This is a genomic window from Streptomyces sp. Ncost-T10-10d (genome assembly GCF_900091955.1).
In the GTDB taxonomy this organism is placed as follows: Bacteria; Actinomycetota; Actinomycetes; order Streptomycetales; family Streptomycetaceae; genus Streptomyces.
Genome location: NZ_FMDF01000222.1, coordinates 1 through 21,268, shown reverse-complemented (window position 1 = coordinate 21,268; position 21,268 = coordinate 1). Strand labels below are relative to the sequence as shown.

At 70.0% G+C, this 21,268-nt stretch carries 21 protein-coding genes and 1 tRNA gene; 13 read left to right on the top strand and 9 right to left on the bottom strand.

Annotated elements, in window-relative coordinates; genetic code table 11:
* The first annotated feature begins 127 nt into the window (after positions 1 to 127).
* The 8 genes from GA0115254_RS39420 (at position 128) to GA0115254_RS39390 (ending at position 5,338) form a co-directional block, all read left to right on the top strand.
* Entirely contained in the window at positions 128 to 682 is a 555-nt protein-coding gene (locus GA0115254_RS39420; protein ID WP_093900063.1) for a tRNA adenosine deaminase-associated protein, read from the top strand.
* 102 nt (positions 683 to 784) lie between these two features.
* Positions 785 to 1,213, top strand: a complete 429-nt coding sequence (gene tadA / locus GA0115254_RS39415; RefSeq protein WP_093900062.1) for a tRNA adenosine(34) deaminase TadA — start codon at positions 785 to 787, stop codon at positions 1,211 to 1,213.
* 78 nt (positions 1,214 to 1,291) lie between these two features.
* Positions 1,292 to 1,376: transfer RNA gene (locus tag GA0115254_RS39410), tRNA-Ser, on the top strand.
* 456 nt (positions 1,377 to 1,832) lie between these two features.
* The gene (locus GA0115254_RS45025) at positions 1,833 to 1,997 is read left to right on the top strand and encodes a hypothetical protein (protein ID WP_176740478.1); all 165 of its coding nucleotides are present in this window, start codon (positions 1,833 to 1,835) and stop codon (positions 1,995 to 1,997) included.
* Between the two features lie 10 nt (positions 1,998 to 2,007).
* On the top strand, positions 2,008 to 2,301 hold the full coding sequence (locus GA0115254_RS39405; RefSeq protein WP_093900061.1) for a Dabb family protein: 294 nt from the start codon (positions 2,008 to 2,010) through the stop codon (positions 2,299 to 2,301).
* Positions 2,302 to 2,498: 197 nt separating this feature from the next.
* Entirely contained in the window at positions 2,499 to 3,362 is an 864-nt protein-coding gene (locus GA0115254_RS39400) for an RNA polymerase sigma factor SigF (RefSeq protein WP_093900060.1), read from the top strand.
* A gap of 235 nt (positions 3,363 to 3,597) precedes the next feature.
* Positions 3,598 to 4,464 carry an RNA polymerase sigma factor SigF gene (locus GA0115254_RS39395; protein ID WP_093900059.1) on the top strand — a complete coding sequence of 289 codons (867 nt, stop codon included), beginning with the start codon at positions 3,598 to 3,600 and terminating at the stop codon, positions 4,462 to 4,464.
* Positions 4,465 to 4,531: 67 nt separating this feature from the next.
* Positions 4,532 to 5,338 carry a hypothetical protein gene (locus GA0115254_RS39390; protein ID WP_093900058.1) on the top strand — a complete coding sequence of 269 codons (807 nt, stop codon included), beginning with the start codon at positions 4,532 to 4,534 and terminating at the stop codon, positions 5,336 to 5,338.
* A gap of 39 nt (positions 5,339 to 5,377) precedes the next feature.
* Here GA0115254_RS39390 and GA0115254_RS39385 read toward each other — a convergent pair whose 3' ends face one another.
* Positions 5,378 to 5,590 carry a hypothetical protein gene (locus GA0115254_RS39385; protein ID WP_093900057.1) on the bottom strand — a complete coding sequence of 71 codons (213 nt, stop codon included), beginning with the start codon at positions 5,588 to 5,590 and terminating at the stop codon, positions 5,378 to 5,380.
* Positions 5,591 to 5,972: 382 nt separating this feature from the next.
* On the opposite strand from GA0115254_RS39385, the gene GA0115254_RS39380 reads away from it, so the two are divergent.
* The 4 genes from GA0115254_RS39380 (at position 5,973) to GA0115254_RS39365 (ending at position 10,442) form a co-directional block, all read left to right on the top strand.
* Positions 5,973 to 6,491, top strand: coding sequence for a MarR family winged helix-turn-helix transcriptional regulator (locus tag GA0115254_RS39380; protein WP_093900056.1), 519 nt, complete (start codon positions 5,973 to 5,975; stop codon positions 6,489 to 6,491).
* Positions 6,492 to 6,514: 23 nt separating this feature from the next.
* Positions 6,515 to 8,992, top strand: coding sequence for an MFS transporter (locus GA0115254_RS39375; RefSeq protein WP_093900055.1), 2,478 nt, complete (start codon positions 6,515 to 6,517; stop codon positions 8,990 to 8,992).
* A 154-nt stretch (positions 8,993 to 9,146) separates the two neighbouring features.
* Complete coding sequence (locus GA0115254_RS39370) at positions 9,147 to 9,962, top strand: YceI family protein (protein ID WP_093900054.1); 816 nt, start codon at positions 9,147 to 9,149, stop codon at positions 9,960 to 9,962.
* Between the two features lie 9 nt (positions 9,963 to 9,971).
* The gene (locus tag GA0115254_RS39365; RefSeq protein WP_093900053.1) at positions 9,972 to 10,442 is read left to right on the top strand and encodes a PPOX class F420-dependent oxidoreductase; all 471 of its coding nucleotides are present in this window, start codon (positions 9,972 to 9,974) and stop codon (positions 10,440 to 10,442) included.
* 150 nt (positions 10,443 to 10,592) lie between these two features.
* On the opposite strand, the gene GA0115254_RS39360 is transcribed toward GA0115254_RS39365, so the two are convergent.
* Complete coding sequence (locus GA0115254_RS39360) at positions 10,593 to 11,351, bottom strand: TetR/AcrR family transcriptional regulator (RefSeq protein WP_093900052.1); 759 nt, start codon at positions 11,349 to 11,351, stop codon at positions 10,593 to 10,595.
* 94 nt (positions 11,352 to 11,445) lie between these two features.
* Entirely contained in the window at positions 11,446 to 12,975 is a 1,530-nt protein-coding gene (locus tag GA0115254_RS39355; RefSeq protein WP_093900051.1) for an MFS transporter, read from the bottom strand.
* Positions 12,976 to 13,104: 129 nt separating this feature from the next.
* Between GA0115254_RS39355 and GA0115254_RS39350 the strand changes: the two genes are divergently transcribed.
* Complete coding sequence (locus GA0115254_RS39350; RefSeq protein ID WP_093900050.1) at positions 13,105 to 13,962, top strand: endonuclease/exonuclease/phosphatase family protein; 858 nt, start codon at positions 13,105 to 13,107, stop codon at positions 13,960 to 13,962.
* A gap of 4 nt (positions 13,963 to 13,966) precedes the next feature.
* On the opposite strand, the gene GA0115254_RS39345 is transcribed toward GA0115254_RS39350, so the two are convergent.
* From GA0115254_RS39345 to GA0115254_RS39320, 6 genes are all read right to left on the bottom strand, one after another.
* Positions 13,967 to 16,189, bottom strand: coding sequence for an ArnT family glycosyltransferase (locus GA0115254_RS39345; RefSeq protein WP_093900049.1), 2,223 nt, complete (start codon positions 16,187 to 16,189; stop codon positions 13,967 to 13,969).
* Positions 16,186 to 17,517, bottom strand: coding sequence for a bifunctional glycosyltransferase family 2/GtrA family protein (locus GA0115254_RS39340; protein WP_256103012.1), 1,332 nt, complete (start codon positions 17,515 to 17,517; stop codon positions 16,186 to 16,188). Before GA0115254_RS39340 ends, GA0115254_RS39345 begins: the two co-directional genes overlap by 4 nt.
* A gap of 26 nt (positions 17,518 to 17,543) precedes the next feature.
* Positions 17,544 to 19,109: a sensor histidine kinase gene (locus GA0115254_RS39335; RefSeq protein WP_256103011.1), complete on the bottom strand. Its 1,566-nt coding sequence runs from the start codon at positions 19,107 to 19,109 to the stop codon at positions 17,544 to 17,546.
* A complete protein-coding gene (locus GA0115254_RS39330; RefSeq protein WP_093900048.1) occupies positions 19,102 to 19,839 on the bottom strand; it encodes a response regulator transcription factor in 738 nt (245 codons plus the stop codon). The genes GA0115254_RS39335 and GA0115254_RS39330 overlap by 8 nt, the downstream gene beginning before the upstream one ends.
* A gap of 80 nt (positions 19,840 to 19,919) precedes the next feature.
* A complete protein-coding gene (locus tag GA0115254_RS39325; protein WP_093900047.1) occupies positions 19,920 to 20,798 on the bottom strand; it encodes an amidohydrolase family protein in 879 nt (292 codons plus the stop codon).
* Between the two features lie 34 nt (positions 20,799 to 20,832).
* Positions 20,833 to 21,268: DUF2797 domain-containing protein (locus GA0115254_RS39320; RefSeq protein ID WP_141720992.1), on the bottom strand; the 436-nt coding region annotated here is incomplete at its 5' end.

The following is a 21,268-nucleotide window of genomic DNA, read 5'->3' as shown; positions in this document are numbered from 1 at the left end:
AACGGCCGAACTCCTCTCGCAAGGCCTATGTTTCTGCCACGATTCCGATGGGCGGGACGCAGGGCAGCCGGGCCACCGGCTGCCCTCCCGCCGGACCGACACCCCTATGACCAGTGGGAGAGTCACGGTGTACTTCGCCGCACTGCTCGCGCGCACCGAAGACGGGTGGGAAGCGAGCGACACGGAACTCGACGATGTGGAGACCCTGTCCGACCTGACGGATCTGGCCCGCGAGGCCTCGGTGGACGAGGACACTGTGCTCGTCTTCATCGAGCAGGAGGACGTCTGGTTCGGCGTCCTCCGGGTGGACGGTGAGGAGGACCCCCGGATCTTCATCTCGGACGCCACCGCCGCCGCCCGCTCCTCGTACGGGGAGATCCTGCTCACCGATGAACTGCTCGGCCGCGAACCCGGGGCCGAGGACACGATTGCCGCCCTCGAAGAGCTCGTCGGCCTCGACGGCACGGAGGACGGCGAGCCGGACATCACCCCCGACAACGACAACGACGATGACGACGACGAAATCGATGCCGACGCAGTACCGGCAGGCCCACTCGGTGACACCGGGATCCTGGCCGACCTCGGGCTCCCCGAGGCGGAGCTGCTGATGCTGCGCACGGACGCACTGGTGGAGATCGCGGACGCGCTGGGTGCGGCCGAGGTCCTGGAGACCGTCCGTTAGGGTCCGCGGGTGAGCGAACCACCGCACCCGCAAGGACCGCCGGAACCGCACGAACCCGTAAGAGACCCACACGATCCCGTGAGAGACCCGTGGCGGGCGCACATGCGCCGCGCCCTGGCCGAGGCCGACCTGGCGGCGCGGGCCGGCGATGTGCCGGTCGGCGCCGTCGTGCTCGGCCCGGACGGTTCCCTGCTCGCCACGGGACACAACGAACGCGAGGCGACCGGCGACCCGACCGCGCACGCCGAGATCCTCGCCGTCCGCCGGGCCGCAGCGGCGCTCGGTCAATGGCGGCTGTCCGGATGCACCCTGGTGGTCACCCTGGAGCCCTGCACGATGTGCGCGGGCGCACTGGTGCAGTCCCGCGTGGACCGGGTGGTCTACGGAGCGCGGGACGAGAAGGCAGGTGCGGCGGGCTCGCTCTGGGACGTCGTGCGCGACCGCCGGCTCAACCACCGACCCGAGGTGATCCACGGAGTGCTGGAGGACGTCTGCGCCGAACAGCTGACGGCGTTCTTCCGCGGCCTCTGACCAGGCTTCCGCTCGTCCGCGGCCTGCTGCGGCGAATCGGATTTCGGCGGACGGCCGGGATGGTCTAAGCTCTCTCTCGGTAGCGTGTCCGAGCGGCCGAAGGAGCTCGCCTCGAAAGCGAGTGTGGGGAAACTCACCGAGGGTTCAAATCCCTCCGCTACCGCTCTTGTGAAGGGCCCGGCGCATCGCGTCGGGCCCTTCGGGTTTTCCGCACCTGCACGCGCGGATACGGACACGACTGTGGTCCCGGGCGCGTCGGTCGTCGCACCCGGGACCACGGTCCGCGAAGTGTTGGCCGGGGGAAGCGGCATCGGGGGGACAAGCCGCTCCCCCCGATGGGAACCAGGCCCTCAAGTCCTCGCCGCAGTCAGGGGTGGCTCGCGGCGAGAACCCCACAGTGAGGTCCCGTTCCTCGCCCCGCGGATTCCTGCCGGATCCGCGGGGCTCACCGTCCATCCTGTGGCCTCGCAGAAGCCTTACGAGCGGGCAAAGGGCCCCGATCACCGGGCCCTTGGTCCTCAAAGGCCCCGTGAGTGGTCGGAAACATCAGAGGGATACGGCCATTCGTGCGGATAGAATCGCCCGACTGCACAGGGGATCGAAGGCGAGGCAGGGGCTGATGGTGCAAGCGAAGAAGATAGCTCTCTACGCGATAGTCGTCTTCGTGCTGTACACGATCATCACGTCCCCGGCCCGGGCGGCAGATCTTGTCCAGGTAGGGTTCGAGGGCGTTTCGAGTGCCGCACAGGGCGTCGGCGATTTCATGTCCGAGCTCGTGAAGTAGGAGTACCCCCATGATCCGCCACCTGGTCCTGTTCAAGCTGAACGACGGCGTGAGGCGTGAGGATCCGCAGGTCGTCGCCGGGGCGAAGGCGTTCCAGGAGCTGGCGGGGCAGATCCCCGAGCTGGAGTTCTGGGAGTGCGCCTGGAACATCACCGACCGGCCGATCGCCTATGACTTCGCCATCAACTCCGCGGTCGCCGACGAGGGCGCCCTGAAGCGTTACATCGAGCACCCCGCCCATCAGGCCGCCGCCGGGCAGTGGCGCGCGTTCGCCACTTGGGTGATCGCCGACTATCCGTTCTGATTCGCCCGGCCCGCCTGATCCAGCCGGTCCCCCGAGCCCCTCGCCATCACAGCGAGGGGCTTTTCGTGGTGTTTAAACCAAGTTGACCCCAACACGACGCTATGCGGTGCTTGCACACAGTGGACATGTCTTGTGATGCTATGACCGCTTTTGACGGATGAGTTGACCGAAGTTGACCGCAAAGGGGTGGCGTCACCGTGCCGGCCAGTGCAGCGCCTCAAGTGCCTCCCCAGACCGTCCAGACCACCGAGACCGTCCAGACCGAGACACCGGACAGCACGACACCGCCCGCCAGGACCAGGGGCGCCGACACCAGGGCGCTCACCCAGGTCCTCTTCGGCCAGCTCAAGAACCTGGAGCCGGGGACCCCGGAGCACGGCCGCGTACGGGCCGCGCTGATCGAGGCGAACCTCCCCCTGGTGCGGTACGCCGCGGCGCGGTTCCGGAGCCGTAACGAGCCGATGGAGGACGTGGTCCAGGTCGGCACGATCGGCCTGATCAATGCCATCGACCGGTTCGACCCCGAACGCGGTGTCCAGTTCCCGACCTTCGCGATGCCGACCGTCGTCGGCGAGATCAAGCGGTACTTCCGCGACAACGTACGGACCGTCCACGTACCGCGCCGGCTGCACGAGCTCTGGGTCCAGGTCACCGGCGCCACAGAGGATCTGACGACCGCTCACGGCCGCTCCCCCACCACCGCGGAGATCGCCGAGCGGCTGAGGATCTCCGAGGACGAGGTGCTGGCCTGCATCGAGGCCGGCCGTTCCTACCACGCGACCTCGCTGGAAGCCGCGCAGGAGGGCGACGGACTGCCGGGCCTGCTGGACCGGCTCGGCTACGAGGACCCGGCCCTCGCCGGGGTCGAGCACCGCGACCTGGTCCGGCATCTGCTCGTACAGCTGCCCGAGCGCGAGCAGCGCATCCTGCTGCTGCGCTACTACAGCAATCTGACGCAGTCGCAGATCAGCGCCGAACTGGGTGTGTCCCAGATGCATGTGTCAAGGCTGCTGGCCCGTAGTTTCGCCCGACTTCGATCCGCAAACAGGATCGAGGCGTAACCGGAACGGGTACAGCGCTCGAAGTCCGGTTCGGGCGACCGAAATGCCGCACACCCCCTGTTAACTGGGCAGATGCCACCAAGACTTGTCGACATGTCACTACAGCGTGTTGCCGACATGTGACATTCTGCGGGAACCGCGTTTGCCGTGGCCCCGCCGCCGGTATTCAGGTGGAGGCTGCGTTCCTCCGATGGTCGCGGCTCAACGCGACCGTCCGCGACCTCAAGGGGGTGGCATGTCCGCAGAACAGGGCAGCTCGAAGGTGCTCACGCTCACGAAGAGCGCACCCGCACCCGTTGTGCTCACCAGCTCGTCGGAAGCCATCGACACCCGCACTCTGTCCCGCTCCCTGTTCCTGCGGCTCGCCGCGCTGGGGCCCGCGCCGGGCCCCGATGGAACGGACAGCCCGGAGCGTGCCTACGTACGGGACACACTCATCGAGCTCAACCTCCCGCTGGTGCGGTACGCCGCGGCGCGGTTCCGTAGCCGCAACGAGCCGATGGAGGACATCGTCCAGGTCGGCACGATCGGCCTGATCAAGGCGATCGACCGGTTCGACTGCGAACGGGGCGTGGAATTCCCGACGTTCGCGATGCCGACCGTCGTCGGGGAGATCAAGCGCTTCTTCCGCGACACCTCGTGGTCGGTGCGCGTCCCGCGCCGCCTCCAGGAACTGCGGCTCGCGCTGACCAAGACCAGCGACGAGCTCGCCCAGAAGCTCGACCGCTCGCCGACCGTGCCCGAGCTGGCCAAGGCGCTCGGAGTCTCCGAGGAGGACGTGGTCGACGGACTGGCCGTCGGCAACGCGTACACCGCCTCCTCGCTGGACTCACCCTCGCCCGAGGACGACGGCGGCGAGGGCTCCCTCGCGGACCGGCTCGGCTACGAGGACTCGGCGCTGGAAGGCGTCGAGTACCGCGAATCGCTCAAGCCGCTGCTGGCCAAGCTCCCGCCGCGCGAACGCCAGATCATCATGCTGCGGTTCTTCGCCAACATGACACAGTCCCAGATCGGCGAGGAGGTCGGCATCTCGCAGATGCACGTCTCACGCCTGCTGACCCGTACGCTCGCCCAGCTCAGGGAAGGGCTCATCGCCGACTGACCGCCGTGGACCGCCGCACCGTGGCACGAGGGTTCCGATTTGACGGACCGTCAGCCACACTGGCGCGATGCGACGTCAGATACGCAACTCGACCGGCCGCCGGGGCACCGTGATCGCCGCCTCGGCGGCCGTGCTGTGTCTGGGCGGCGCGCTGGCCGCCTGCGGCGGCGGGACGGCGGACGACGGCTACGTGGCGGTCGGCGCGGCAGGCGCGGGCCCCGAGAGAACGCCGTCGGGAGCGGTGGCGCCGTCGGGGAAGGTGACGCTGGTGCCGCTGGACAGGGGCGGCAAGGGCGGTGGGAGTGCCGGAGACCGGGCCGACGGCGGCGGGCCTTCGCCGTCCGCCTCCGTCGTGGGCGACGGCTCCGGGGGTACGAGCGCGGCGAGCGGCGCGGCCGACCGGCCGACCGGCGCCATCGGCCCCCGCGCAGGCGGCGCGGGCAGCGGCACCGGCAGTACGGGCGGAGCTACAGGCGGTACGACCGGCCCCGGTGACTCCGGTGGCCCCGGAGGGGACCCCACGGGCCCCGCAACCCCCTCGGCGCCCGGCTCCACCGCGCCCGCGGGGCCTGCCGTGCTGGTGGTGGGTGCCCCCGAGCGGGCGTCGGCGGACGAGCGCTGGTGCGAGAAGGTGACGGTGGAGTTCCGCAACACCGGAGGATCATCGGCGCGCTCGGGGACCGTCACCTTCGCCACGCACATCATCGGCGGGCTGGGGATCGACTGGGCGACCGTCGAGTCGTCCGGGCCGCTGCCCGCGCCGATCGACGCGGGAGCGGCCCGGACGAAGACGTACACCGTCTGCGTGGACGCCTGGCGGGTGCCCCTGGGTATGCATGTCGAGACCCGGGACGTCACCGCCGTATTGAAGTGACGGGTGGAGGCAGGAGGTACGGAGAAACCTGTGCGCCGGTCAGGCGAGCGCGAGCCAGGCGACCGCTGCGAGAACGACGATCACCGCGACGACGGTGACGATCACCCCGGTCTTCGGTCCGGACGAGGCGGCCGGCTGCTGCTGCCGACGCTGCGGCTCGCCCTCGTCGACGAAGGCGCGGAACATCTGGGTGCTGCCGGCCGGGTCGTTGTTGCCCTCGGGGCCCTGCGGGGCATGGGGGTTATGTGCCATGGGCCAGGACCCTAGCGAACTCGGCGTTACGGCCCAACCCCCGGGTCGGTGAAGGGCCGTGGCCGGAGCCGGTGAGCCGCAGAAGAAGTGGTGGGCGCCGCGACCCGCGTACGACCCCTATATATGCGACTGGGGCGCCCGGCCATATACGACTGGCCCGCCAGGCGCACACCCCGAAATCGGACACCCGATCGCCCCGCCTGTGGCACGAGACACACCCGTCACGATCCACACCCCACACGCTGGGGCTTTGACCCGAGCCCTACGCGGCCTTTTGCTTTCCTTTACTTCTGCAAGCCTCATTTCGTTTGCCTGCAGCAACCAACAGGTTCTATGGTTGCCCTAAGCAACAAGATGAACCGGTGAGATGTCTGGGGGGCCCGTGGCCGTACGAAGTCAGTACGAAGAACTGGCCCGGCAGCTCAGCGCCATCGGGGCCGTCAAGCGGGGCCTCGCTCGCATGCTGCCCCCCGAATGCCCTGGGGGCTCGGCGGCCGTACTGGCACTTCTCCGTGAACACGGCGAAATGCGGATCAGCAGACTGGCCGAACTGATGGCCGTCGACATGTCGGTGACCAGCCGTCATGTCGCCCATGTGGCAGAGCGCGGCTGGATCGAACGGTCCTCGGACCCGGCGGACAAGCGGTCCCGCATCCTGCGGCTGACCCCCGCCGGACACGACGTGCTCAGCGATCTGAACAGCCGGACCACCGAAATGTTCATCCACAACCTCTCGGACTGGTCCGACGACGACGTCGGTCAGCTCAACACGCTGTTGGCCAGGCTGCGCGACAGTTTTGCCTGTCGCGGCCCCGGAGGGTGCGCCCCCGGAAAGCACACCGGCGACTGCTCCCGGCATGCCGACGGCAACAACGACTTGCACACCCGTACACCTGTGTAACAGAAGCAAAGACAAGGAACTCAATGGCTACGACCACACCAACCGGTGTGCGGGGCGGCCACGCCAAGCACGGGGGATCATCCGATGCCTCGTCGGGCGCGCCGATGACACACCGGCAGATCATGGAAGCACTGGCCGGGCTGATGCTCGGCATGTTTGTCGCGATCCTGTCGTCGACGGTTGTCTCCAACGCCCTTCCGGAGATCATCTCCGACCTCGGCGGCGGCCAGAGCGCCTACACCTGGGTCGTCACGGCCTCGCTGCTGGCGATGACCGCCACCACCCCCCTGTGGGGCAAGCTCTCCGACCTGTTCAGCAAGAAGCTGCTGGTTCAGATAGCCCTCGTCATCTATGTCGCGGGTTCGGTCGTCGCCGGTATGTCGACCAGCAGCGGCATGCTGATCGCCTGCCGTGTCGTCCAGGGCATCGGCGTCGGCGGTCTCTCCGCCCTCGCGCAGATCGTGATGGCGGCGATGATCGCCCCGCGTGAGCGCGGTCGCTACAGCGGATACATCGGTGCGGTGTTCGCCGTCGCCACCGTCGGTGGCCCGCTGCTCGGCGGCGTCATCACCGACACCAGCTGGATGGGCTGGCGCTGGTGCTTCTACGTCGGTGTGCCGTTCGCCATCATCGCGCTGGTCGTGCTGCAGAAGACGCTGAAGCTCCCGGTCGTGAAGCGTGAGGTCAAGGTCGACTGGTGGGGTGCGTTCTTCATCAGCGCCGCCGTGTCGCTGCTGCTCGTCTGGGTCACCTTCGCGGGCGACAAGTACGACTGGCTGTCCTGGCAGACCGCCGTGATGGTCGCCGGTTCCGTCGCGCTCGGCGCGATCTTCGTCGCCGTCGAGTCCAAGGCCAGCGAGCCGATCATCCCGCTGCGCCTCTTCCGTAACCGCACCATCACGCTGGCCTCGCTGGCCTCGCTGTTCGTCGGTATCGCGATGTTCGCGGGCACCGTCTTCTTCAGCCAGTACTTCCAGCTGGCGCGCGGCAAGTCGCCGACGATGTCGGGCGTCATGACGATCCCGATGATCACGGGTCTGTTCATCTCCTCGACCGTCTCCGGCCAGATCATCACCAAGACCGGCCGCTGGAAGGCCTGGCTGGTCAGCGGTGGCTTCCTGGTCACCGCCGGGCTCGGCCTGCTGGGCACCATCCGGTACGACACGGAGTACTGGCACATCGCGGTCTTCATGGCCGTCATGGGTCTCGGCATCGGCATGATGATGCAGAACCTGGTGCTCGCCACGCAGAACCAGGTCGCTCCGTCCGACCTCGGCTCGGCCAGCTCCGTCGTCACCTTCTTCCGTTCGCTCGGTGGTGCGATCGGCGTCTCGGCGCTGGGCGCCGTCATGGCGAACCGTGTCACCCACTACGTCAAGGACGGCCTCGCGGAGCTCGGCCCCAAGGGCGCGGCCATGGGTCACGGCGGCACCGGTGGTGGGGGCATCCCCGACCTGGACAAGCTGCCCGCACCGTTCCGTACGGTCGTGGAGAGCGCCTACGGGCACGGTGTCGGCGATGTCTTCCTGTACGCCGCTCCGGCCGCGCTGATCGCCTTCCTGATCACGATCTTCATCAAGGAGGTCGCCCTGAAGTCGAACGCCGTGGCCGAGGTCCCCGTCGCGGAGGCGGTCGAGGCTCCGGCCACCGCTGCCGCGCCGGTCTCCCGGGCAACGGCCCAGGCCGACCCGGTCTCCCAGGTCGCCACCCTGGAGACCCCGGTCGCCTCCCTGCAGGGCACGGCCGTGCACGGTGTGGTGCGCGGCGCCGAGGGCGCACCCGTCGCCCAGGCCGCCGTCACGCTGATCTCGCTGGCCGGCCGGCAGCTGGGGCGCTCCGTCGCCCAGGCCGACGGCAGCTACGGTCTGGACGCGCCGGGCTCCGGCAGCTACGTCCTGATCGCGTCCGCCGACGGCTTCCAGCCGCAGGCGTCCACCGTGGTCGTCGGTGACGAGCCGCTCTCGTACGACATCCTGCTGTCCGGTACGAGCGGTCTGGCCGGGATCGTGCGGACCGCCGAGACCGCTGCGCCGGTCGTGGGCGCCATGGTCATCGTGACCGATGTGCGCGGCGATGTGCTGGCCACCGGCAAGTCCGGTGAGACGGGCGAGTTCACCTTCGGTGAGCTGGTCCCCGGTTCGGTGACCGTCGCGGTGAACGCCGCAGGGTTCCGTCCGCTGGCGCTGCCGGTGGAGATCGGCGGCCAGGGCGTCACCCGGATCGAGGCCGCGCTGCAGTCCGGTGCGCTGGTGCAGGGCGTCGTGCGGGCCGGTTCCGGCCGGCGGCCGCTGCCGGATGCCCGGGTCACGCTGGTCGACGCGGCGGGCAATGTGGTCGCCACGTCGATGACCGGGGACGACGGGGCGTACGCCTTCACCGACCTGGACGCGGGCGAGTACTCGGTCATCGCGACCGGCTACCCGCCGGTGGCCGGCGCGCTGACCGTGGCCGGTCGCGGGGTCGACGGCCACGACATCGAGCTCGCCCACCCCGGCGAGTAACCACAGACCCCTGGCGGGTCGGCGTTTCGAGCGGAGACGCTGTACCGGCCGGTGGAAATGGGCCCCGGTGGCGGGGACGGCAGGCAGGGGACGGCCTGCCGTCCCCGCCCCGGGGCCCGACTCATTGAGTCATTGAGCAAGGAGAGAGAACGGGATGGGACTTCGCGCACAGGTACGGACGCGGGACGGCTGGGCGGTCCAGCACGCGGTCGTGACGGTCACCGACATGACCGGCGCGCAGGTACTGCGGGCCACTGCCGACGAGGACGGGGCGGTGCGGACCGACACTCCCCTGCAGGCCGGCGCGTACACAGTGATCGTCACGGCGGTCGGGTACGCCCCCGCCGCCTCCACCGCCCTCGTCACCGCGAGCGGGCGGGTCGAAGCCGGCACGGTGGTGCTGGCCCGCCAGGGCGGTGTGGAGCTGCCGCCGCCGGGCGCCTGGTCGCTGGACCCGGCACACTCCTCGGTGGCCGCGGTCGCGCAGCACCTGGGCATCTCCAGCGTGCACGGCCGGTTCACCGAGTTCAGCGGCCGGATCGAGATCGCGGAGGAGGTCCACCGCTCCCGGGTCGACGCCGTCATCGGCGCGGCCAGCATCGACACCGGCAACGGCATGCGCGACAAGCACCTGCGCTCACCCGACTTCCTGGACTCGGACCGGTTCCCGGAGATCACGTACCGCTCCAACGGACTGACCCCGGCAGGACCCGACCGCTGGGTTGTCCACGGCGAACTGTCGCTGCACGGCGTCGTGCGCCCGGTCGACCTGAACCTGAGCTACCTCGGGACGGGCCCGGACCCGTGGGGCGGGGTGCGTGCGGCGTTCAGCGCAACCGCTGAGCTGCGCCGCGAGGACTTCGCCATGAACTACAACCAGGTGGTGCAGGCGGGCATCTCGGCGATCGGTACCACGCTGCGGGTGGAACTCGACATCCAGGCCGTGCAGGGTGAGTCCCTGCCGTCGTAGTCTGCGGACATGGCACCCCACATCGCGACGAACACCGCCGTGGAACTCGACGAGTTGCTGGCGTTCGTACGGCCCAGGCACCGGGCGATCCTGCTGACCACCCGGTCCGACGGCCGCCCCCAGGGCTCCCCGCTGACCTGCGGCGTCGACGACGCAGGACGGATCGTCGTCTCGACCTACCCCGAACGGGCCAAGACCCGCAACGCGAAACGGGACGAGCGGGTCAGCGTGATCGTCCTGTCCGACGACTGGAACGGGCCGTGGGTGCAGATCGACGGCTCGGCCGAGGTGATCGACTCACCGGATTCGGTCGAGCCGCTCGTCGAGTACTTCCGGAACATCTCGGGTGAGCATCCGGACTGGGACGAGTACCGGGCAGCGATGCTGAAGCAGGGAAAGTCGATCATCCGGATCACTCCGGAGCGCTGGGGCCCGGTCGCGACCGGTGGCTTCCCCGCCCACCTGGCGCCCGGCAGCTGACAGGTGTATGCCCGGTACATGCACATGTTCCGGCGCCGGGCCTGCTCGCGCGGGCCCGGCTGCCGGCCGCGCCGGGGCTGGACGCCTCTGTCGTCCGAGAGCGGGACGGCCGTGGATGTGGCGCGCTGGTACTGAGGGGCGAACGAGGTCTCAGCGGTCCCTCATCGCTTCGATGCCCGCGATCAGCAGGTCCAGGGCGAAGGTGAAGTCCCGGTCGCGCATCTCCTCGACCGTGTCGCCGCCGCGGGCGTCCATCAGGTCCTGTGAGGACTCGACGATCCGGCTGAGCTGCGGCTGGCTCCGGATGGCGCCCAGCGACTGCTGGAAGAACTCGTCCTGGCTGACCCCCGACTCCGCGCTGCGCTGCACGAAGTGGGCCTCGATGGTGCCGAATCCGTACACGAACTGGCAGACCGCGGAGAGTGCACCCGTCTGCTGGTGCAGCGGCAGCCCCGTCGCCCGGATCACGTCCTGGATGGCGTGCGAGAACAGCATCGAGTAGGGGCCCATGTTGAGGAAGTGGCCGGCGAGCGGCGACACCCAGCCATGCCGGACCAGCAATTCCCGGTACGAAATAGCCAGTTCGCGCAGCCGGTCGTGCCAGTGCGCGTCCTCGCGAGGGGGCGTGATCTCGCTGTAGACCGAGTCGAGGGCCAGCTCCAGCAGATCGTCCTTGGTGTCCACGTACCAGTAGAGGGACATCGCGGTGACGTCCAGCTCGGCGGCGAGCCGGCGCATGGAGAACTTGGCGAGGCCCTCGGCGTCCAGCAGCCGGACAGAAGCCGCAGTGATCCTGTCCCGGTCGAGACCGGCCGGCTGGTCCGGTTTACGGGTGCGCGAGGGTGTCCTCCGGTCCAGCCACACGCTGGTCCTGCCGGGGTTCTTCACACGGTCGGCCGCGGACACCATGGCGCACTCTCCTCGTCTTGCCGGCGGGACGGACCGGATGCGTACGCGTGCGCACGAAGCGGATCCGTACGGTCCGATGCGCCCCGCCTCGATGCTATGCCGCCGCCTCGGCCTCGGCCGAGCCCGCCCGGGCAGAATCTGCCCGCTCCGCGCGGCGCAGAAGCGCCGCTGCCAGCAGTCCACCGGCCAGCACCGCCACCGCTCCGACCAGCTGGCTGGTCTCCAGTCCCGAGGCGAAGGCGTCCGTGATCCGCGCCCGCTCCCCGTCGTCGGTGGCCGAGGCCAGCGCGGCGGGCAGCGAGGCGGCCCCGACGGCCGCCGGCACGAGCGTCGCGAACCGGGAGTTGAGCACCGCGCCGAGGACGGCGACCCCCAGGCCGTTGCCGAACTCGGCGAGCGTGCCGTTGACCCCCGCACCCACGCCTGCCTTCTCCGGCGGAATGGCGCTCATGATCGCGTTGGCCATGGCGGGCATGGCGAGCGCGATGCCCGCGCCCATCACGACCAGGCCGAGCAGCATGCCGCCGTAGCCGTCGCCGCCGAACAGCGCGATCGCGGCGAGACCCGCGGCCAGCAGGCTCATCCCGGCCGCGATGGTGACGGGCGTGCCCAGCTTGGGCACCAGCCTGGCCCCCAGTCCGGTGAGGTTGAGCGCGACGACGCTCAGCGCCAGCGGAGCCGTACGCAGACCGGCCTCCAGCGGCCCGTAGCCGAGGACGAACTGGAGCTGCTGGGTGAGCAGGAAGAGCGAGCCGCCCATTCCGAACGCGACCAGGATCGCGCCCGCGACCGCCCCGATGAACTTCTGGTTGCGGAAGAAGTGCATGTCCAGCATCGGGTACGGGATGTGCAGCTCCCACAGCACGAACCCGGTGAGGACGGCGACCCCGATGAAGACGGTCAGCAGCACCCGGCCCGACATCCAGCCGTGCTCCGGCCCGGAGATGATCGCGTACACGACGGATGCCATACCGATGGTGGAGAGCAGCGCGCCGAGCAGGTCGGGGCGCTCGCCACTGGGGTTCCTGGACTCCGGGACGAGCCGGACGACGGCGACCAGACCGATGACCGCGACGGGGATGTTGATCAGGAAGATCGCGCCCCACCAGAAGTGGTCGAGCATCACTCCGCCGACCAGCGGTCCCACGGCGAAGCCCAGCGAACTGACGGTCGACCAGATGCCGATCGCCTTGACCCGCTCGGAGTCGTCGAAGATCTGCACGACGACGGCCAGGGTCGTCGTCATCAGCAGCGCACCGCCGATGCCCATGCCCGCGCGGGCGGCGATCAGCTGCGTGGACGACTGGGCCAGTCCGGCCACCAGCGAGCCGATGCCGAACAGGGCGAGCCCCGCGACCAGCATCTTCTTGCGGCCGTAGCGGTCGGCGGAGCTACCGGCCGTGAGCAGCAGACCCGACTGGACCAGCGAATAGGCGTTGATCATCCACTGCACATCGGCGGTGGAGGCGTCCAGCTCCTGGGTGAGGGAGGGGATCGCGACGTTGAGGACGGTGTTGTCGAGCAGCACGGTGAGCTGGGCGAGACAGATGACGCCGAGGATCAGCCAGCGCTGCGGGTGGCACGGTGGCGTGAGGCGGTTCTGCTCGGCGGCGATCGCCGTCATGCGGGCTCCTGATGCCTTATACGGTGTACGAGAACGAGACGTACACCGTATAACCACTCCCCATACGCTGTACAACCCATTTCCGCGCGGTACCGTGCTCGCCGCTGATCCGACAAGGACTGGAGTGGTATGTCACTGCGTCGTCGTACGGTGGAAGTGCTCATCGCAGCGGGCCTGTTGGGCACCGCCGTCGCACCCCCGGCATCGGCCTTCGGGCAGGGGCACACGGTGCCGCTGCGCGTGGCCACGTACAACATCCATGCGGGCGCCGGCATGGACAATGTCTTCGATCTCGACCGGCAGGCCGCCGAGCTCCGCTCACTGGACGCCGATGTGATCGGGCTCCAGGAGGTCGATGTCCACTGGGGCACCCGCAGCGAGTGGCGCGATCTGGCGGCCGAGCTGGCCGAACGGCTGCACATGCAGGTCTCGTTCGCCCCGATCTACAGCCTCGACCCCGGTACTCCGGGTGCGCCCCGGCGTGAGTTCGGTGTCGCGGTGCTGTCCAGGTACCGGATCGTGAGCGCCGAGAACCACGAGATCACCCGGCTCTCCACCCAGGACCCGAACCCGGTTCCGGCCCCCGCGCCCGGCTTCGGCGAGGTGGTCCTGCGGGTGAAGGGGCTGCCCGTGCATGTGTATGTGACGCACCTCGACTACCGCGGCGACCCGTCCGTACGGACCGCCCAGGTCGCCGACACCCGCCGGGTCATGGCCGAGGACGAGGCACCGGGGCGGCAGAAGGTGCGGCAGATCCTGCTCGGCGACTTCAACGCGGCACCCGCCGCTCCCGAACTCGCCCCGCTGTGGGAGGAGCTGACGGACATCGAGCCCGGCGGGCCGACGTACCCGGCGCAGGATCCGGTGCGGCGGATCGACTACGTGGCGGTGTCGAAGGATTCCGTACGGGTACGCGACGCGGCGGTGGCCGAGACGCTTGCCTCGGACCACCGCCCGGTTGTCGCGGATCTGCTGCTGCGGCGCTGAGCCTCTACTCGCCGCTCTTCGGCTGTGTCAGGTCGTAGAAGGCGGCGCTGCCGACCGTGACCTCCTTGAAGTTCTCCTCCACCCAGGAGGAGATCCGGGACGAGGTACCGCTGTTGCCGCCGCCCCCGCCCATTCCGCCCGCGATGAAGTAGTGGATCCTGCCGTCCTCGACGTACTTCTTGAACTGGGAGAGCGTCGGGGACGGGTCACTGCCGTTGAAACCGCCGATCGCCATCACCGGTTCGCCGGTGGCGAGTTGGTAGCTCGCCGCGTTCTGTGAACCGATGGCGGCGGCGACCCAGGTGTAGTCCCCGGCGCTCTTCTCCAGGAGCTTCTCGGCCTCGGCGCTGACGGACGAGCCGTTGAGCAGACCACCCATGCCGCCGCCTCCCGGAGTGCCGCCTTCGCCCATGCCGCCGGGTGTGGTGCCGGTGCCGGGTGGGGTGCCGGTGCCGGTGCCGGTGCCGGGTGGGGTGCCGGGCATGGCTCCCGGCTGCCGGCCGTTCTGCTGGTTGCCGCCCTGCCCCTGCTGTCCGGTGGGACCGCCGCCCTGGCCGCCCGTCGGGGGCTGACCCATACCGCCGCCCTGCTGGTTGCCCTGGCCGGGGGGCCGCATTCCACCGCCCATGCCACCGGGGCCGCCCCGGCCGCCGCCACCGGGACCGCCCATGGAACTGGCTCCGGACGGACCGGCCGTGACGATCGAGCCCTGATGCCCGGTGTTCAGCGTGCTGAGGGTGTATGCCGTCGGCCCGGCCAGCGACGCGACAAAGCTCACCCCCACCGCGGCGAGCGCCAGTCGACGTCCGATACGCGCGGCAATCAGCAGGCCCGCCGCTCCGGCCAGACCGCCGATGAGGACGGCCCAGCGCAGCCACGGCAGATAGTCCGCGGTCCGTCCCAGCAGGACGTAGGCCCAGAGCGCGGTCGCCGCGACCGTCACACCGAGCACTCCACGCGCCCACCACCTGGTCCGCTCCTCCCACAGAACCGTGGTACCCATACCGACGAGCGCCGCGATGTACGGAGCCAGGGCGACCGTGTAGTACTGATGGAAGATGCCGGCCATGAAGCTGAAGACGACCGCCGTCATCAGCAGCGAGCCGCCCCAGGCGAGGAACGCGGCACGGGCGGTATCGGTGCGCCTGGTCTTCCAGGTGAGCCAGACGCCCGCGGCGAGCAGAATCAAGGCGGCGGGCAGCAGCCAGGAGATCTGGCCACCGATTTCGGAGTTGAACATCCGGCCGATGCCGGTCTCTCCCCACTGGCCGCCGGACTGACCGCCGCCACCCCCGCCGCCTCCGACGCTGCCGGTCTCGTCGCCGTTGATCCGGCCGAGGCCGTTGTAGCCGAAGGTCAGTTCCAGGAAGGAGTTGTTCTGCGAGCCGCCGATGTACGGACGCGACGAGGCGGGCCACAGTTCGACGATCGCCACCCACCAGCCGCCCGCGACGACCATCGCGAGCGCCGAGAAACCGAGTTGGCCGAACCGCTTGCGTACGGAGACCGGCGCGAACACCGCGTACAGCACGGCCAGCGGCGGCAGGATCAGGAACGCCTGGAGGGTCTTGGAAAGGAACGCGAAACCGACCGCGACACCCGCCCACACCAGCCACTTGGTACGGCCGTTCTCCATTGCGCGCAGCACGCAGTAGACGGTCACGGTCATCAGCAACGCCAGCAGCGCATCCGGGTTGTTGAAGCGGAACATCAGCGCGGCGACGGGCGTGAGCGCGAACACCGCCATCGCGATCAGTCCGGCGGGGGCGTTGAAGCGGCGGCGTACGGCCGCGTACAGCACCCCGGCCGTGGCCACCCCCATCAGTACCTGCGGAACCAGAACCGCCCACGAGCCGAGGCCGAAGATCCGCACCGACAGGGCCATCGGCCAGAGCGTGGCCGGGGGCTTGTCGACAGTGATCGCGTTGGCAGCGTCCAACGAACCGAAGAAGAAGGCCTTCCAGCTCCGGCTCCCGGCCTGGACTGCCGCGGAGTAGAAGGAGTTGGCGTACCCGGAGGCACTGAGGTTCCACAGGTACGCGAGCGCGACGGCCAGCAGCATGGCCAGGAAGGCGGGCCGGGCCCAGCGCGGGTCCTCGGACCTGCCCCGCCACACGCGGTGCGCCCAGGGCTTGTTCGGGCGCGCGTGGCCGGCCCCGGCGGCCGGCGGCGGGGGCGTCGGCGCATCCGGCGGGGCCGGAAGGTGGTCGGGATGCAGCGTGGTCATCGGACGTTCCCCAGTTCGTGGTGAGTGTCAACGGCGCGCCCGGCCGAGGCGGGAGCCGCGGAGGCCGAAGGCGCCCCGGAGGCCCGCTCCGGGAAGACCCAGGCGCGGAAGAGCAGGAACCGCAGCACCGTCGCCGCGAGGTTGGCCGCGATCAGTACGGCGAGTTCCGTGCCGTGCGACGGCGATCCGGATGCCGCTCCCAGTGCGGCCAGCGAGCCGCTGGTCAGCGCGAGACCGATGGCGAAGACGACCAGGCCCTGAGCCTGATGGCGTACGGCTCCGCCCCGGCCGCGTACGCCGAAGGTGAGCCTCCGGTTGGCTGCCGTATTGGCGACGGCGGACACCAGCAGTGCGGCGCCGTTGGCCATCTGCGGGCCGACACCCAGCCGGAAGAGCGAGTACAGGACGAGATAGAAGAGCGTGGAAAGCGCGCCGACGACACAGAATCCGACGAGCTGCCGGGCCAGGCCGCGCGGCACCCCGCTCAGAGCGCGGTCGCGCGGATCGTCCCCGAAGGGCCTCACCAGCCGGTCCAGCGGCAGTGCGCCGACCGCCAGCGCCCGCCCCACCCGCCACACCCCTTTCAGATCCTCGGTCGCGGTCCGCACGATGTGGACGGTGGAGTCGGGATCGTCGACCCAGTCGACCGGCACCTCGTGGATACGCAGCCCGGCGCGCTCGGCGAGCACCAGCATCTCGGTGTCGAAGAACCAACCCGTGTCCTCGACCATCGGCAGCAGCCGCTGCGCGACCTCACGTCGGATGGCCTTGAATCCGCACTGCGCATCGCTGAACCGGGCGGCCAGCGACGAGCGGAGAATGAGGTTGTAGGCGCGCGAGATGAACTCCCGCTTCGACCCGCGCACCACCCGCGAGCTACGGGCCAGCCGTGAGCCGATCGCCAGGTCCGAATGGCCCGAGATCAGCGGTGCGACCAGCGGCAGCAGCGCGTTGAGGTCGGTGGAGAGATCGACGTCCATGTACGCCAGGACCGGGGCGTCCGAGTGCGACCAGACGGTGCGCAGCGCCCGCCCGCGGCCCTTCTCCTCCAGCCGGTACGACCGCACCCGGGGCAGTGCCGCCGCGAGCCGCGCCGCCACCTGCGGTGTCCGGTCGGTGCTGGCGTTGTCCGCGACGGTGATCCGGAAGGCGTACGGAAAGGTGCGCGCCAGATGGTCGTGCAGGCGCAGCACACACGGTTCGAGATCCTTCTCCTCGTTGTAGACGGGTACCACCACATCGAGTACGGGTGCACCTGCCGCATCGACCGCTCCGGCGAGGAGGTGGTCCCGGGCCGGCAGGGTGCTCCAAGGAGTGTCGGTTCGCATGCCATCGACACTCGCCAGCCCCGCTGTCACGGCAATGTGCTGAGCCTGTCCCCCTGCTGTGAGTGCGGAGCAACCGGGGGAAGCGCGGGCAGATGGACGGCGAACACCGTGTGTCCCGGGACCGAGACCACCTCCACCTGCCCGCCGTGCGCGGCGACGACGGCGTGCACGATGGCGAGACCGAGCCCGGTGGAACCCGCGTGGCGGGAGCGCGAGGCATCACCGCGCGCGAACCGCTCGAAGACATGCGGCAGCAGCTCCGGCGGAATGCCGGGCCCGTCGTCCTGGACCTCCAGCGTCACCCAGGGGTGGCCGGCTGTGGCACGCACCCGCACGGTGACGGTGGTGCCGGGCGGGGTGTGCGTACGGGCGTTCGCCAGCAGATTGACCAGCACCTGATGGAGCCGGGTCGGATCGCCGTACACGGTCGCGGGCTCGTCCGGCAGTTCGAGGCGCCAGTGGTGATCCCCCTGCCCGGCGGCGCGGGCATCGCTCACCGCGTCGACGACGACCGGCGAGAGATCGGTGCTCTCGTGACTCAGCGGGCGCCCGGCGTCCAGGCGGGCGAGCAGCAGCAGATCCTCCACCATGCCCGTCATCCGCTCCGCCTCGGACTCGATCCGCCCCAGGGCGTGCCGGGTGTCGGGGCCGGTCTCCTCACGGCCGCGCCGGGTCAGTTCGGCGTAGCCGCGGATCGAGGCCAGCGGGGTGCGCAGCTCATGGCTGGCGTCCGCGACGAACTGGCGTACCCGCATCTCGCTCTCCTGCCGCACCTCCAGCGCCGAACCGACGTGGCCCAGCATCCGGTTGAGCGCCGCGCCCACCTGCCCGACCTCGGTCCGCGGATCTGCCTCGGCCTCCGGGACCCGCTCCAGGAGGGCCACTTCACCACTGTGCAGCGGGAGTTCGGAGACCCGGGTCGCGGTTGCGGCGACCCGGCTCAGCGGCCGCAGGGCGACCCCGACCATGGCGGCGCCCGCGATACCGGCCGCGATCAGACCGGCTCCGGTGACACAGACCTCGACGAGGATCAGGGTGGTGAGGGCGGCGCTCACCTCTGCGGCGGGGATGCCGACAAGGATCGTCGTGCCCTGTGGGCCCATGACGGCCTTCACCCGGTTGGAGCCGAGTCCGGGCAGGTCGATGCTTTGCGCCCCGCCCCCGACAGGGGTGTCCGCCGCCTCCAGGGCGCTCTGCTGGGCGTCGGTCATCGGCCGGCCGCCGTCCTCGGTCCCCAGCCCCGGCGTGGTGGTGCTCTCCGCGACCACCCTCGACTCGGTGACCGAGCCGTCCGACAGAACGGCCCCGAAGGCGCCGACGGGCAGCCCGCGCGCGTCGACGAAGGCCAGCGGGTCGTCGCTCTGCTGTGCGCCGCCGGGCATCGGCCCGCCGGCGCCGAGGGGCGGCTTGGAGGCCCGCATGGCGATGGAATTCAGCTGATCGTCGAGCTTGCCGTACATGTAACTGCGGTAGGCGATGGTGGTGACCGAGCCGATGACCGCGGCGACCACGGCGATCAGCGTCACCGCCGAGACCACGAGCCGGGTCCGCAGCGTCCACGGCCCCCGCCGCCGGGTCACACGCCTACTCACCGGGCTTGATGAGGTATCCCGCCCCGCGCCGGGTGTGGATCATCGGCGACCGCCCGGCGTCGATCTTCTTGCGCAGGTACGAGATGTACAGCTCGACGACGTTCGCCTGCCCGCCGAAGTCGTAGTTCCACACCCGGTCCAGGATCTGCGCCTTGCTCAGCACCCGACGCGGATTGCGCATCAGGAAGCGCAGCAGCTCGAACTCGGTCGCCGTGAGGTGGATGGACGTTTCGCCCCTGCTCACCTCGTGGCTGTCCTCGTCGAGCATCAGATCGCCGACGACGAGCGTCGACTCGCTGCGTACGGCCGCCGTACCGGACCGCCGGATCAGCCCGCGCAGCCGCGCCACGACCTCCTCCAGGCTGAACGGCTTGGTGACGTAGTCGTCGCCGCCCGCCGTGAGCCCGGCGATCCGGTCCTCCACCGCATCGCGCGCGGTCAGGAACAGGACGGGGACCTCGGAGAGCTCCCGCCGCAGTCTGCCGAGCACGGCGAACCCGTCCGTGTCGGGCAGCATCACGTCGAGGATGACCGCATCGGGACGGAAGTCCCGCGCCAGCCGTACGGCACCGGCACCGTCCCCGGCGCTGCGCACCTCCCAGCCCTCGTAACGCAGGGCCATGGAGAGCAGCTCGGCGAGCGGAGCCTCGTCGTCCACCACCAGCACACGGATGGGGCTGCGGTCCGCCCTCAGCAGTTCGGTACGCCCCTGGGGCGAGGTCGTCGTCATGCCTCAACCCTGTGAGGCTCCTCTGAGAGGGCCCTTTCCCGAATCTGTGAATTCCCTGAGAAAGCGGCCCTCATGGACCGTCAGTCCACGGTGAACAACACGCTCGCGTTCCCGTGACAGACCGCGCGCAGCCAGTCGTCCCCCAGCTCCAGCCGTTCCAGCGCGTGCAGCTGATGCGCGTACGGGTACGGGATGTTCGGGAAGTCCGTCCCCAGCAGGATCCGGTCCCCGAGCGCCGCGAGCCGCCCCCGCTCGGCCACCGGGAACGGCGTGAAGTCCTCCGTGAAGTCCGTGAACGCCATCGTCGTGTCGAGCCGCACCTCCGGGTAGGTCTCCGCCAGCGCCAGGAACTCCGCGTACTCCGGCATCCCCAGGTGCGCCACGATCAGCCGCAGCCGCGGATGCCGGGCGAGCAGCCGGCCGACCGGTTCGGGCCCCGTGTACTTGCCGGGCGCCGGCCCGGAGCCGCAGTGCATCACCACCGGAACCCCCGCCTCCGCGAGCAGCCCCCACACCGGCTCCAGCAGCGGGTCGTTGGCGTCGTACGCGCCGACCTGAAGGTGCGACTTGAAGACCCGAGCCCCCGCCTCCACGGCCTCTCGTACGTACCGCTCCACGCCCTCCTCCGGAAAGAACGTCGCGGTGTGCAGACAGTCCGGCACCCGGCGCGCGAAGTCGGCCGCCCAGCCGTTCAGCCAGGCCGCCATGCCGGCCTTGTGCGGGTAGAGCATCGAGGTGAACCGGAGCACACCGAACGAGCGCAGCAGCGCAAGGCGTTCGTCCTCGTCGTGCCGGTACTCGATCGGCCACTCCATCCCGGTCAACGGCCCCGCGGAGTCGAAGTACGCCCAGACCTTGCGGAGCACCCGCTCCGGCATGAAGTGCGTATGGACATCGATGATCCCGGGCAGCCCCAGCCGTTCCCAGAACCGCACGACGTCGTCGGCGTCACCCCTCATTGCACACCCCTCTCACCGTCCGGCCCCGACGATCTCAGAACAGCCCGCCCTGCACGCCACCACCCCCGATGTCGGCCACCGGCACGCCGACCCCCGCCTGCGCGTCGGCGGCCGCCAGCTCCCACCCGGTCATCAGCCGGGTGTCCAGCACCACGACCCCGTCCTTCACCGTCTCCAGATGCAGATCAGGCCCCGCCGCCGCCACCAGCCGCCCCGCGACCACACCCCCGTCGACCAACTCGGTGACCGCCCACGCCACCTCGACCGCGCCCTCAAGACCGAACAGCCCGGCATGATCGACCGCCTCGAACGGCAACCGTTCCAGCGCCTCCGGCCACCCGGCCCCCTCCAGCGCCGCGGCCTGCCCGTAGAGCTGCGCCACCTCGGCCCGCCGCTCCGCCACCCCCGGCAGCACCGCGCGCACGGCCCGTTTCCTGGCGTACGGAATCCGGTCCGGCACCCCCGAGCGC

What these genes read in the sequence shown, in the direction of transcription:
- GA0115254_RS39365 (WP_093900053.1), top strand. Translation starts at nt 9,972, where the DNA reads ATGGCACCCCACATCGCGACGAACACCGCCGTGGAACTCGACGAGTTG.
- GA0115254_RS39370 (WP_093900054.1), top strand. Translation starts at nt 9,147, where the DNA reads ATGGGACTTCGCGCACAGGTACGGACGCGGGACGGCTGGGCGGTCCAG.
- GA0115254_RS39375 (WP_093900055.1), top strand. Translation starts at nt 6,515, where the DNA reads ATGGCTACGACCACACCAACCGGTGTGCGGGGCGGCCACGCCAAGCAC.
- GA0115254_RS45025 (WP_176740478.1), top strand. Translation starts at nt 1,833, where the DNA reads ATGGTGCAAGCGAAGAAGATAGCTCTCTACGCGATAGTCGTCTTCGTG.
- GA0115254_RS39360 (WP_093900052.1), bottom strand. Translation starts at nt 11,351, where the DNA reads ATGGTGTCCGCGGCCGACCGTGTGAAGAACCCCGGCAGGACCAGCGTG.
- GA0115254_RS39355 (WP_093900051.1), bottom strand. Translation starts at nt 12,975, where the DNA reads ATGACGGCGATCGCCGCCGAGCAGAACCGCCTCACGCCACCGTGCCAC.
- GA0115254_RS39340 (WP_256103012.1), bottom strand. Translation starts at nt 17,517, where the DNA reads ATGCGAACCGACACTCCTTGGAGCACCCTGCCGGCCCGGGACCACCTC.
- GA0115254_RS39325 (WP_093900047.1), bottom strand. Translation starts at nt 20,798, where the DNA reads ATGAGGGGTGACGCCGACGACGTCGTGCGGTTCTGGGAACGGCTGGGG.
- GA0115254_RS39395 (WP_093900059.1), top strand. Translation starts at nt 3,598, where the DNA reads ATGTCCGCAGAACAGGGCAGCTCGAAGGTGCTCACGCTCACGAAGAGC.
- GA0115254_RS39390 (WP_093900058.1), top strand. Translation starts at nt 4,532, where the DNA reads ATGCGACGTCAGATACGCAACTCGACCGGCCGCCGGGGCACCGTGATC.
- GA0115254_RS39345 (WP_093900049.1), bottom strand. Translation starts at nt 16,189, where the DNA reads ATGACCACGCTGCATCCCGACCACCTTCCGGCCCCGCCGGATGCGCCG.
- GA0115254_RS39405 (WP_093900061.1), top strand. Translation starts at nt 2,008, where the DNA reads ATGATCCGCCACCTGGTCCTGTTCAAGCTGAACGACGGCGTGAGGCGT.
- GA0115254_RS39350 (WP_093900050.1), top strand. Translation starts at nt 13,105, where the DNA reads ATGTCACTGCGTCGTCGTACGGTGGAAGTGCTCATCGCAGCGGGCCTG.
- GA0115254_RS39385 (WP_093900057.1), bottom strand. Translation starts at nt 5,590, where the DNA reads ATGGCACATAACCCCCATGCCCCGCAGGGCCCCGAGGGCAACAACGAC.
- GA0115254_RS39330 (WP_093900048.1), bottom strand. Translation starts at nt 19,839, where the DNA reads ATGACGACGACCTCGCCCCAGGGGCGTACCGAACTGCTGAGGGCGGAC.
- tadA (WP_093900062.1), top strand. Translation starts at nt 785, where the DNA reads ATGCGCCGCGCCCTGGCCGAGGCCGACCTGGCGGCGCGGGCCGGCGAT.